Origin of the sequence: Virgibacillus sp. LDC1 (assembly GCF_025792345.1) — a bacterium.
Taxonomy (GTDB): domain Bacteria; phylum Bacillota; class Bacilli; order Paenibacillales; family Paenibacillaceae; genus Paenibacillus_AQ; species Paenibacillus_AQ lautus.
The window spans coordinates 4359935-4371669 of sequence record NZ_JAOXLZ010000001.1 but is presented as its reverse complement, the minus strand read 5'-3'; the positions used below and the strand labels follow the sequence as shown (position 1 = coordinate 4371669).

The following is an 11735-nucleotide window of genomic DNA, read 5'->3' as shown; positions in this document are numbered from 1 at the left end:
TTTAATTGATCTATAAAATTAGAACAAATAAATTATATAGAATGAACTATAAATTAGATCGGGGAGATATATGAATGAAAAACGAACAATCACAATCCGTCGAGATTTCCGTGGAGCAGGCCAAACTACTGGGTAGCGCGAAGAGAATTAAAATTATTGGAGCACTGGTTGAAACGGCGAAAACCTCCAAGCAGGTGGCTTATGAACTGGGAGAATCCCCGGGCAGCATTCATTACCATATTCAAAAGCTTTATGATGGAGGACTGATCGATCTGGTGGAAATCCGGACGGTGGGCGGTATTGTAGAAAAATATTATAAGTCCAAGGCCAAATGGTTCAACTACCTGTGGGACCCAGCTGATCGATCCTGCACTGGCTGATGATTATGAGGCAGCTTCTAGCACAAAAATCAACTTGCGTATGCAGCTTTCGCCTGAACAGAGGGAAGAGACGATGGCGGAATTCAGGTCTTGCTCGAAAAATGGGTTGCGTTCTCCTCAGCCTCCAAGATGACTAACAGCGAGGAATATGCGGTAGGCATTAAACTGGTTTCAGCAAAAAGTCCGAATAACAAGGCTTAATACATAGATCCGGCTCAAATGTCGGCGCTTCCCAAAATCCTTGATAAGAAGCTGCTTACGCAAGGAAACTCCTTGTTCTCCATTTGCTATCAAGGTATCGAAGTGGCGAAGTGGCCCGCAATGCGTTTTCCGGTGCTTTGATTATTGTACTCGGCGCTGTTTCGCTCTATCTATGGAACTCGTTGGGATTTTTCATCGGAGCTCTTTTGTTTACCCAACTGAGAATCAAAATACCAATCGGTAATTCTTATAACAACGTCATTTCAAATATTTGATGACGAGACGAATCGATCGAAAACATGCCGGGATCATTTGATATATCGGATATGAAAGAAAGACAGTATTCTCGATCCTGCTGATCATCGCAGGGGTCGTTCTGCTGAATCTATCCGGCAGCGCGCATGCGCAGGAGCAACCGAAGAACACCAGTCCGGTCACTAAGGGCGATAGAAGGAACTGTAATCTGCGGAAGAGCCGTATCCGTGCGGCTCTAGTTCCGCTGCAATAATGTACTATGCCCCGCTTCGCCTCCAGCTCTATAATGACAAAGGAAATTCCTTTGTTAGGAGCTATCATCATGAATCTGTCTTCGTTTTTTATTTACTGTTTTATCGTGGCTTTCTCGCCGGGACCGTCCAACATCGTCATTCTGTCTTCGGTTCAAAACTCCGGCATGAAGAAGACCTTGCGCTACATTGCCGGAGCCTCCATCGCGTTTTTCTTATTAATCGCTGCTTCCGTCGTATTGGGCCAGCTGCTGTCTACCGGCATGCCCATCATTCTGCCGATCTTGCGGATCGTAGGCTGCCTGTTCATGCTGTATCTCACGTATCAGGTTTATACCATGGACGTATCCAAGTCCGGCGCTAATCAAACGGCATCCTTCACGTCCGGCTTTCTGATGCAGTTTCTCAATCCGAAGGTGGTCTTGTTTACGCTAACGGTCATTCCCAGCTACGTCATGCCGTATTATACGGCTGGCCCTGTCATTTCGGCGTTTGTTGTCGCGGTATCATTAATCGGGCTGTCCGCGTATATGACCTGGGCCGTGTGCGGTAGCCTTTTTCAAGGAATTATGCAAAAATATCGGAGAACGACCAACACGATCCTGGCTTTGTTTCTGCTGTACTCGGCAATCGTCGTATCCGGCATACCGGAGCTCATAAAGGGGTGATGGAAGATGGAGCAGTTTATTTATAAAAAAGCGGTGGGCATTACGGCGCTGTCCGCGAGCCTGACGGATTTCAAATATAAAAAGCATTATCACGAGGAGTATGCCCTCGGCGTCACGCTGCGCGGCATTCAGAAGTACTCGCTGGACGGCAGTCAGCAGGCCTCTTACCAAAGCGGGGTTATGCTGTTCCATCCGGAGCAGAAGCATGATGGCTGGTCCCAGGAACGAACGGGCATCGATTATGTGATGATTTACATTCACCCGGAGCTATTCCTGGAATTGATTCAGAAAAAGGATATCGTTCGGTTCCAATCCCCGATTGTCTATCACGCCGGGCTGCGGAAGAGCATCCTGGATGTGACGAGGTCGATCTTCACCGGTCAGCCGGAGGCAAGAAGCAGCGAGCTGCTTCTGGGTCTGGCGGGGCATTTTAACGAGGATATTCTGAACCCGGATAGCCGGAAGGACAGCGTGTTTACGCGGAAGGCCAAAGACATGATGCAGGATTATCTGGATCACGTTCTCCGTCTGGACGAAATAAGCGGGGAGTTCGGGATGTCGAAGTATCAGTTCATCCGTACGTTTAAAGCGAATACCGGGTTGTCTCCGTATCAGTATTACCTGAACTGCAAAGTGGAACGCGCCAAGCATCTGATCGAGGACAGCCGGGATGTATATCAGGCCGTTACCCAGTGCGGCTTCACGGATCTTGCCCATTTAAATCGGCATTTCAAGAATGTGTACGGCACGACGGCATTTGATTATATGTCCCATCTGGATAAGTGAGGCGGCAGGCGCCGATCATTCGCGCGATTTTTCAAATCAGGCTTGGCATTTGTGAATAAACTCCGTTATAATGTGTATAGAATGTAAAAGGGACCGTGCGCGAACACGATCCCGGCGTACAACGTACCGCTATAAGAGCGGTCGGCTATAGGAAATCCGATCAGAAATAGACCGTGATCCTGACCAAGGGCGGTCTATTTCTTTTTATGGAACGAAAGTATTAACACCACCAGCGTCGCGAACGAAATCATTAGCGTCAATGTTTGGTATACTTCCATGGCATCACCTCCCATCCTGGGGAGATTAGCCGACCGCCCTTATTAGCCGATATATTGTACTTCCCAAATTATAGCATACAAGCCCTGCGTTTAGGGGCTTATTATGGTCTGGTCGAGAGAAGATTTAGAGCTTTTCTATGTGACTTCAATCCACTTCAGCGGCTGTTACGTATAGCATGCGGATTTTGATATATGGCTCAGGGATGTTAATCTGTATTTGGATTATTTGAAACTAACTCAGGCTTTAGCCGGATGGAAGGAATCATTCGAATGGAATATATCTATGAGTCAGCCCAGCGCAGCTACGAGGATTTCGCCAGCGGCCGGGTTCTGTATAATGCGCAGGGAACGACTTCGTTTCCTGTTAGACTAGCCAGTGAGATTGCGCAGCGGTGCTTTCAACTATTGGAGAAAAAAGGGGTACAGGGGCCTTATACCTTGTTCGATCCCTGCTGCGGCGGGGCGTATCTGTTGACGGTGGTGGGCCTGCTGCACGGGCAGCGCATTCATCGCGTCATCGGTTCCGACATTAACGCAGAGGTGCTCGGAATAGCCGCGAAAAACCTGTCGCTGCTCCGCGAAGAGGGGCTGGAACAACGCACCGAACAGCTGAAAGAACTATTGGCGTTGTATCAGAAGCCGTCTCACCAGGATGCGCTGCAAAGCGCTGGCCGATTGAGGGAGCTGTTAAGGTCCTCGCGTGTGGAAGAGACGGCTTGTTTTCAAGCTGATATCACCCAACCGGAGGAAAACTTGGCCTCCTGCAAGGGAACCCATATCGTCATGACCGATCTCCCTTATGGTGACCTGGTTAGCTGGGGCGGCGGAAGCGATGAGCCGGTGAAGGATTTCTTTAACGGCATTCATTCCATCCTGGATCCTGGCCGATCCGTGGTTGCGGTCATATCCGACAAAGGGCAAAAATTAAAGCATGACCGGTTTCAAAGGATTCATCATATGAAGGTGGGCAAACGACAGGTAGCCATCTTTGAACCGCTTTGAACGGAGTATGGCGGACCGAACTAAAGAACATTCCATCCGTCCCTGCAGTTAACCACTTATATGAACTATTCTCCATAAGAGGCTTCAACAACAACCCGCTTTTGATGTCATGTCAGGAGCGGGTTGTTCTTTTTGGTCGTAAGAGGGAATTAATAATGCGGGAATCTTCCACTGTAAATCGGGAACATACGTTCGCTTAAAATCTAAAAAAATATAGCATTTCTTGTGGAATGCCAGCTCGTAGATAGAACTCATGTAAGGACTCACCCGGTCCGGGAGCCAGATCCGCCGTCAATAGGGCAATGGCAAAGCGGTTCGCTTGCCGCTCCAGCTTGCCCGGACTGAAATAGGAGTGCTCCTCCAGAAAAAAGCGGCTGATTCCCTTATGGAGACGGTCATGCCCGAGCTCATGCGCGCATACGAAGCGCTGCCATGGCGGTGGCAGCTGATTGTGGATGACGATGAATCTCCGCCTTAGTTTACGGAAATACAGCCCTTTGGTCGTTTGGCCTAAATCTGCAAATCGAATATGTATGCCCAAGGATGTCGCAATTTCAAAAGGGCAGCTGGTATGATGTTTTTTGATCAGCTGACGGATTAAGGGTTGTAAAAAATCATCCATGCCGGTTCACCTGCAATATTGGTTTTGGTTGAATCGTTGTAATCTTTATGTATCTCCTTATCACGTAGATTTATTTCTTGCGCTTGTTCATCTGCTTGGCTTCCCAGAACAGTCCGGTCAGGACGTCCTTGATGCGCTGCTTGTCCTCCTCGTTCAGAGGGACGCCATCAAACATGAGCTCACCGTCATCCTCAAGCATTTTCTTGAAATCCCGTTTATCCCTGGAGGTTGCCCAAGCGGGAGCCGAGATATCTTCGTGCTTGGCAGCATCCTGCTGCAGATAACCTGCTTTATTCATCAGCTCTTCATAGGGTATTTCGAGTGCCTCCGCCATTTTACGAAGCGTTTGCGGCTTGGGTATGCCCCGCAGCCCATTCTCGATTCGGGAGATTTGCGATCCGCTGATGTCGGCGGCTTGGGCCAGCTGATTGATGCTCCAGCCTTTGTTCTCCCTCATCTCTTTCAAGTATGATCCAAATATGCGTTCCACGTTCCGGCCACTCCTCACCATAGTCCATCTGAAACATCTACTTATAGTATAAACACATCCCCTTCCTTTGCCAACAGGTAAAATAAAAGAGAGCATCACTGCCAAAAGGCAAGAATATGAAAGGTATGACTCATATTCCCGTGAATAGTTCGCTCTTTTGAAGGTTTACGCCGGTCTCCAAATAGTGGTATATTAATGAAAAATACGAACAAAATACGAACATGTGAGATGAGACAACCTTCTGCCAAATGGCAAATCAAACCTCGACAATGACAATCCAAAGGGGAGTGTTTCCTAATGAATCCATTTTTACCGGAATTGGATCGCAGAAAGACCCAAAGTGCTGTTGAAGCGATATTCGAGAAATATCGTATCTATAAAACCATTACATTCGAAGTCAGGGAGACGAGCGTGACCGCATCCTACGCGGAACGATTCCACGGACCGACCAACGTCACCTCGGACCAAACAGCAGCGGTTGCTATATATAATGTAGATATGCCTGCGGCCAGGAAGCAGTATTGCGAGACGATCGAGTCAATCGTAGAACGGCTTGGCGAGCGGGAGCAGACGCTGATTCGGGAACGGTATATGAAGCAGGACGACGTATTCGATTACAAAGTGTACAACCATATCCTTGAGCCGCCGGTCAGCAAGGATACGTATACCAAAATCCGTACGCGGGCCTTCTACAAACTGGCACTGGCTCTAGCAGACAGGGGGCTGTTGAAGCTGCAGGAGTTGGAGAAAGCCGCAAAGAGCAAAATGAGCTGAATAAGCGCCGAGCGAGCATGGATCATCAAATCGAGCCAAAACCGGAGGACCTCAGAATGGAGGCGCTCCGGTTTTTTTGTTTCAAATGGAGGGCAACGTTGTTGAGGAAGAGACCCAAGAGAACTGGTATATAATCAAACGATACGAACATAAGTTCGTACTATTTTCCGCCGACATTCCACTTAAAGTTCCGCATTATCCGTCCCATAAGACGTCAGCGCATCCGATTTAGGGGTGTAAGATTGTATTATCGGAAATGAAGTTAAACAGAGCATACCGAACACACACCGTGTAGATGTGAGCCGGCCTTAAGAAGGACCGGTTTTTTGCTGCGGCTTTAGGCTTTGATTTCTTCATTTCCGATCCCTATATGAAAAGAAAGGAGGGGGCCGTGTTGCACAAGCATGTGACCGTCGTAAGAAGCTGGCTATACCATCACCGACAAGAAGTCACTCGGCCATCTGCGGAATGAGAGGGGCGGTCAAGCAGGCCGTTCTAGATATCGTTCCGGAGCTTGAAGGCCAAATATATGACGTACATCCGCCGGATGGGATAAGCGACCCTTTTTATGGCGTCATGACGCTGGGAGAGGACGTTTGGAAATCCTCATGGGCAGGGTACCGGCAGGTGGTGCGATTGAAGCTGTATGCGGATCGTTCCGAATTGCTTCAGTTGGATCGCTGGGCGGAACTTCTAATCCCGGGACTTCACCGCAAGCGGGTTATCGGAGCCGATGGAAGATCATTCAAGCTGCATTATTTGGGTGTGCCGGAAGCCGACAAGTTCGATTCTGTTTCAGGCAAAATGATCCGGATTATGCGATTCGGCGTCTATATGCCGCAGGCATCCGGGGCCGGCTCCACCGGACACCCCGACGAATGGCTGCATACACTGACGGTCTGGACAGAAGATGTGCTGGGTGATCCTTGGCGCATCTATCATACGGCATGGCCGGCGGGACGGGAAGATCACGCCGTTCTATGGCGGATGACGGGCTGCGAGACCAAGATGGCGGGAGCTTCGATGTTCGAGGTTCGCAAAACCTTTACCGGGCATATTGCCTCTCTTGATTCCGCGGACGAGCAGCTCACGGCTGCAAGGCTGGTGGAGGAGCTTGGTGCCCAGGTCCAGCTGAAGCTGGATTCACAGGATCGCCGCTATGTATCCGTTGCGGAGATTACCTCCGATATGCAGGCCGATCCCATTCTGGACGGGCAGCTGAAGCTGACCCTGGCGCAGCGGAAGATGCGTTCACCGGAGGAAGCCGCTTTGATCAGGCGCGTTAACGTTCATCCAATTTTAAAGTGAGGTGGTGACAATGGCTGTGAAAAAAACACTCAAGACTGAAGCTCGCCGTATCAGCGCTCCGCGATATGCGCTCGATGAACTCGAAACACACGCCAAGGAACTGTTCGAGGTTCGGGCGGAAGTGCTCGCAGGTGCCATGTATGGGGCAGACGGAGAGCTGTTCACGGTAACCGAAGTCAAAGAAAGAATCCAACAATTTATGAAAGCGAAGGTGGACTAATCATGGCAGGTGGAACATGGGAAAGCACAAATAAACCGGTACTTCCGGGTTTGTATATGAATTTCAAGGCAGCCGCCGCGTCGGCTATTCAAGGCGGATCCCGCGGTACGGTCGTCGTGCCGGTTAAAGCCAATTGGGGACCGGTGCGCGAGTTCGTGGAGATCGGCAGCGAGTTCGCGATTTCCGAGTTGTATTCTGAGGACAGCCAGGATGGGGCTACGGCTTACGAAACGCTCTATCTGGCTTTGCTTGGCGGGCCGAAGAAGCTGCTGGCTTATCGCCTGGCAGATAGCACGGCGGCAGCGGCTAGCGTAACGCTGCAAAATGCGGAAGCCACGCCTTCCGACGTGTTGAAGCTGCAGGCCAAATATCCGGGCAGCCGGGGCAACGGCTTCTCCGTAACCATGCAGCCGTCGCTGATTAATTCAGGGGCACGTGAGCTTCGTCTCTATGAAGGAGCCAAGCTGCTTGGCACTTATACAAGCTTGGACGGGACAGCAGCGTCGATTGCAACGCAGATCAATGAAGACGATGAGAACCTCTGGGTAACGGCTACCGCATTGGAAGGAGACGGCATTCCCGCTGATGTGAACGGAGCCGTGTTGTCCGGGGGCAAAAGCGGCAACGGCGGCCTGACGAATGCAGATTATATCGAGATGCAGGATGCGGTCGAAGGCCAGGAATTCAATGTGCTTGCCCTGGATTATGCTGCGGATATGGCTCTGCTGCAGAGTTTTGCGGCGTGGGTGAAACGTCTCCGTCAAGAAGGACGCGGCGTGATGGCCGTATTCGGCGGAAGCGCAGCGGACGATACCTCCAAGGATGCAGCCAAACTGGCGGGAGCCCGCTCGCTGGCATTGAACCATGAAGGGATTATCAATGTAGGTACGGGCGTGCGTCTGTCCGGCGTGAACTACAGTTCTGCCCAGACGGCTGCATATGTGGCCGGGCTTATTGCCGGTCAACGCTTGAATCAATCCGCTACATACGCGGTAACGCCATTCGAAGATGTGACCCGCCGCTGGACCCGATCCGAGCAGGAGCAGGCTGTACGAAACGGCGTGTTCGTGCTTTTCTATGACGGACGTCAGGTAAAGGCGCTGCGCGGCATCAACACGTTGGTAAACCCGGCGGAAGGCCAAAACAATGCCTGGAAAAAAATCCGCTCTATCCGCGTAATGGATGCGATTCATGCGGATTTGCAGCTGGCTGCGGAACAGACCTACATCGGCAAGGTGAACAACACCGAGGAAGGTCGTCTGGCGCTGATCGGCGCCGTGAAGGAATACCTCGCTTCGTTGTCGCTGAGCAATGTCATCGAGCCGGATGGTTATGACGTCATTCTCGATCCGGCGTACTATGGCGATTCCGCCGTGAACACGCCGGAGCCGGACCAGGTCTTCCTGCAGTGGAATGTGAAGCTGACCGATGTGATGGAGCAGCTGTTCGGTACATTTTACGTGCAATAACGAGTACGTCGATCAGCGTATTTAAGATGAGACGGACTGCCCGGAGAGGGCTTTTTTAAGAATAAACTTAACGAAATCGAGGAGGAACTTAACATGTTGGATGCTTCAAGAGTCATTATGGGGACATACGGCCAGGCGTATATTGACGGGGTTTGGCAGACGCATATTAACAAGCTGGAAGCCAGCGTGGAATTGGAGAAGCGCGAGCTGAAGCTGGTCGGCAACGACTGGACGGTACACAAAAACGGCAGCAAAAAAGGAACCGGCACGATGAGCGGTTACAAGGTCACTTCCGATATGATTTCCCGCGGCTTCACCAAATTCGATATCATCTCCAAGCTGGATGATCCCGAGTCTTATGGCCATGAGCGCGTTCGCCTGATCCGCTGCATGCCGGACAAAATCCAGCTGGCCAACTGGACGGCCGGCGAGGAAGTGCAGGAGGAAACCTCGTTTACCTTTGAGGGGTACGAGCTGTTGGATCCGATTCAGGGGGATTAAGGGCTGTTTGCTTAAGCACGTCTTGAGCGAGTCAAAAAGTGGGGGTTCGCCCGGCATGGCGTGTCTGGTTCGGGCGAACGTCGCCCGCTAAGTTTAGGGCTACTATTTTATGAGTAAAGGAGATATACGTATGAGCTTGCACGAGAACATGAGCGAAGAGCAAATTTTGGACAGTCTGTTTGAAGCGGCAGAGAAGCTGCCGGAGGAAACGGTACGCATTAAGCGCTTGGATATGCAGATGGTGCTGCAGGGCTTGACTTCAAGCAAGGTGGACAGCATCCGCGAGCGCTGCACGGTTCGCCGTACGGTGAAGGGCGCGGTGGACGAGAAGGTGGATACCGAAACCTTTAATGCGCTGCTCATCTCCGAAGCGACGAGCAGTCTGTCGGTGAAGGGCTTGACGCTCAGCGGCTGGGGCGATCCCCGGATTACGAGCCGCTTGAAGCTGTCGGGGGGAGAGCAGGCGGTCCGCCGCATGCTGCTGGCCGGAGAACTGGATGCCGTAGGCGATAAAGTGCTGGAGCTGTCCGGCTTCGGGGTCGAGATTGCTGACCTAAAAAACTGATCGGCTCCGGGGGAATGACGACGATGCTGTATCATCTGTGGGTCCGGCATCACCTTCGTCCCGGAGATTTTTGGCGGCTCCCGCGAGGCGAGCGCCTGCTGCTGCTTGCTTTCTCCCAGGAGGAGATCGAGGGCATGGCCGGTCAGAGTGTGAAGTGAACAGGAGGTGAAACGAAATGGCTGAAGCCATGAACTATCGCATGAATCTGGTCATCGATCCGAAAAACGTGATCAAGGCCAACCGCGAGCTGCGGGCGATGGAGCGTTATTTTGAGCGGATCCAGGGACGCGTCATGCGAATCGGACGTACCCGCATGGCGCCAGAAATCGTGCTGAAGGACAGCGCCTCGAAGGGGCTGGACAACCTGCTGGCCAAAATGCAGCGGGTGAAGTCACAAGTCATCCAGGCCTCGGCAAATGTGAAGCTGAATGTGCAGAAGCAGGTTGATACGAATCTAAACCTGAGCGTGCAGAAGCAGATCGAGGCGAGCGTTCAGGTGGATTTACGGGCGGCAGGGCTGGATTTTTCTCCGTTGACCGATGCGTTGACGGCGAATACGACTGCTGTGGATAAGCTTACGGATGCGCTTGGATCGCTTCAGCTTGGAGGCGGTGGGAGCGGTAAAAAATCTGGATGGGATACGGCTCTAGGCATATTAGGCGGTGTTATCACCGTGGGTTCCACTATGAAAAATGGTGGCCAACTATATGGTAAAGGAAAAAAGATGCGCGAAGCATGGAGTAAAGATACACCAGCTCCTACACCAGCCCCTAGGACGGCACCTAGGCCCAATGGGGTTAGAAGGGGGGGCGGCCGTGGATCCAATTCCAATCAAAGCCAGGCTGCCCCGACCCCGAATAGCCAAGGGGATAAGCCACTAACCAAATGGGGTAAGCGTTTTAACAAAGCTGAAACACTGGGAGATTTCATAGAAACTGCAGGCAACACAGGAAAGGGAGCTGTGACATTACTCAAGGATGCCGTGGGTATGACGAAAGGAATGTTTGGAGGCGGCGGAGGCAGCGGCATCGTTTCCGGAGGTGCGGCAAGCGCTGCCAAGACCGCTGCAGGGTCAGATGCAATAAAACAGGCAGCAGATGGCGGTAAAGGAGCTAGTGCAGTAAAAAATGCCGGCAAAAGCGGCCTAGGCTCCGGCTTGATGAAAGGGCTTGGCAAACGCGCCCTTGGCCCATTAAGTTATATAGCCGATGCGACCGCAATCGCTACCGCAAAGCCTGGGAAGGAACGAAACCAAGCGATAGGATCTACCGTCGGCGGCGGCATCGGAAGCACGATCGGCGGCATCGTCGGATCCGTGATCCCGGTTGCAGGTACGATGATCGGCTCAACGCTCGGCGGCACCGTAGGAAGCTATATTGGCGAGAAGGTGGGCGGCGCCATTTCCGGGATTGGTGACAAGTTCAATGAAGGTAAGGAGACGGTGTCGAAATGGTTCTCCAAGACGTTTTCCTTCGGGAAAAAAGACAAGGAAGCTGCTCAACCGAAGGAAACCCCTTCGAGTGCAGCTGCCCTTCCGGCTCCCATCATCCCGAAACCAGCGCCGGTTGATTTCAGCAAGCCGCTGCTGCCGAATCCAGCATTGAACCCGACATACGGTCCGTACGTGCCGCCTAGCCATGCTGCAAGCATGAGTACTTTTGGTCCACCCGCGAGTGCAGCGCAAAACCAAGCTTTTGCAGGGAAGCCAACGTCCCCGCAATCTGTTCAGATCAGTCCGGAACAGATGAGCACGATATCCGGCTTGCTGATGGATTTCAAAACAGAGACAACCGTGAATTACAATCTACCTTCTGGCGCGGTGCAGGTAACGGTGCATGAGGAGCACCCGATCGATGTAGAAGGATTGATTCTTCTGATCGGGCAGCGGCTGAGAGCCGAATTCAGCAAAGCGGCCCAGAACCGGAAACCGACTCCGATGGCCTATTGAAGATGATGGTTAACAGC

At 51.8% G+C, this 11735-nt stretch carries 15 protein-coding genes; 12 read left to right on the top strand and 3 right to left on the bottom strand.

Annotation, left to right across the window (positions count from 1 at the left end; genetic code table 11):
* The first annotated feature begins 74 nt into the window (after positions 1 to 74).
* The 3 genes from OHJ21_RS19970 to OHJ21_RS19960 all read left to right on the top strand — a co-directional run bounded on the left by OHJ21_RS19970 (position 75) and on the right by OHJ21_RS19960 (position 2541).
* Entirely contained in the window at positions 75 to 380 is a 306-nt protein-coding gene (locus OHJ21_RS19970) for an ArsR/SmtB family transcription factor (RefSeq protein WP_243390835.1), read from the top strand.
* Between the two features lie 778 nt (positions 381 to 1158).
* Positions 1159 to 1755 carry a LysE family translocator gene (locus tag OHJ21_RS19965; RefSeq protein WP_100539187.1) on the top strand — a complete coding sequence of 199 codons (597 nt, stop codon included), beginning with the start codon at positions 1159 to 1161 and terminating at the stop codon, positions 1753 to 1755.
* 6 nt (positions 1756 to 1761) lie between these two features.
* Positions 1762 to 2541: an AraC family transcriptional regulator gene (locus OHJ21_RS19960; RefSeq protein WP_100539186.1), complete on the top strand. Its 780-nt coding sequence runs from the start codon at positions 1762 to 1764 to the stop codon at positions 2539 to 2541.
* A 194-nt stretch (positions 2542 to 2735) separates the two neighbouring features.
* On the opposite strand, the gene OHJ21_RS19955 is transcribed toward OHJ21_RS19960, so the two are convergent.
* The gene (locus tag OHJ21_RS19955; RefSeq protein ID WP_367398280.1) at positions 2736 to 2819 is read right to left on the bottom strand and encodes a putative holin-like toxin; all 84 of its coding nucleotides are present in this window, start codon (positions 2817 to 2819) and stop codon (positions 2736 to 2738) included.
* 270 nt (positions 2820 to 3089) lie between these two features.
* On the opposite strand from OHJ21_RS19955, the gene OHJ21_RS19950 reads away from it, so the two are divergent.
* Positions 3090 to 3821, top strand: a complete 732-nt coding sequence (locus tag OHJ21_RS19950; RefSeq protein ID WP_394054109.1) for a hypothetical protein — start codon at positions 3090 to 3092, stop codon at positions 3819 to 3821.
* A 196-nt stretch (positions 3822 to 4017) separates the two neighbouring features.
* On the opposite strand, the gene OHJ21_RS19945 is transcribed toward OHJ21_RS19950, so the two are convergent.
* Together OHJ21_RS19945 and OHJ21_RS19940 are read right to left on the bottom strand one after the other, a co-directional pair.
* A complete protein-coding gene (locus OHJ21_RS19945; RefSeq protein WP_100539184.1) occupies positions 4018 to 4443 on the bottom strand; it encodes an ImmA/IrrE family metallo-endopeptidase in 426 nt (141 codons plus the stop codon).
* A 70-nt stretch (positions 4444 to 4513) separates the two neighbouring features.
* Positions 4514 to 4933, bottom strand: a complete 420-nt coding sequence (locus OHJ21_RS19940) for a helix-turn-helix domain-containing protein (RefSeq protein ID WP_100539183.1) — start codon at positions 4931 to 4933, stop codon at positions 4514 to 4516.
* 297 nt (positions 4934 to 5230) lie between these two features.
* Between OHJ21_RS19940 and OHJ21_RS19935 the strand changes: the two genes are divergently transcribed.
* From OHJ21_RS19935 to OHJ21_RS19900, 8 genes are all read left to right on the top strand, one after another.
* Positions 5231 to 5707 carry an ArpU family phage packaging/lysis transcriptional regulator gene (locus OHJ21_RS19935; protein WP_100539182.1) on the top strand — a complete coding sequence of 159 codons (477 nt, stop codon included), beginning with the start codon at positions 5231 to 5233 and terminating at the stop codon, positions 5705 to 5707.
* A gap of 468 nt (positions 5708 to 6175) precedes the next feature.
* Positions 6176 to 7015, top strand: a complete 840-nt coding sequence (locus OHJ21_RS19930) for a hypothetical protein (protein ID WP_394054110.1) — start codon at positions 6176 to 6178, stop codon at positions 7013 to 7015.
* A 10-nt stretch (positions 7016 to 7025) separates the two neighbouring features.
* Positions 7026 to 7235, top strand: coding sequence for a YqzN/YkzM domain-containing protein (locus tag OHJ21_RS19925; protein WP_326114152.1), 210 nt, complete (start codon positions 7026 to 7028; stop codon positions 7233 to 7235).
* Between the two features lie 2 nt (positions 7236 to 7237).
* Positions 7238 to 8704, top strand: a complete 1467-nt coding sequence (locus tag OHJ21_RS19920) for a phage tail sheath family protein (RefSeq protein ID WP_486020957.1) — start codon at positions 7238 to 7240, stop codon at positions 8702 to 8704.
* Between the two features lie 93 nt (positions 8705 to 8797).
* The gene (locus tag OHJ21_RS19915; RefSeq protein ID WP_009594594.1) at positions 8798 to 9205 is read left to right on the top strand and encodes a phage tail tube protein; all 408 of its coding nucleotides are present in this window, start codon (positions 8798 to 8800) and stop codon (positions 9203 to 9205) included.
* 130 nt (positions 9206 to 9335) lie between these two features.
* Entirely contained in the window at positions 9336 to 9770 is a 435-nt protein-coding gene (locus OHJ21_RS19910; protein WP_009594601.1) for a phage tail assembly chaperone, read from the top strand.
* Positions 9771 to 9793: 23 nt separating this feature from the next.
* A complete protein-coding gene (locus tag OHJ21_RS19905) occupies positions 9794 to 9928 on the top strand; it encodes a hypothetical protein (protein WP_279300460.1) in 135 nt (44 codons plus the stop codon).
* Between the two features lie 17 nt (positions 9929 to 9945).
* Positions 9946 to 11718 (top strand): hypothetical protein, encoded by a 1773-nt coding sequence (locus OHJ21_RS19900; RefSeq protein ID WP_394054112.1) that lies wholly within the window; start codon positions 9946 to 9948, stop codon positions 11716 to 11718.
* Positions 11719 to 11735 lie beyond the last annotated feature (17 nt).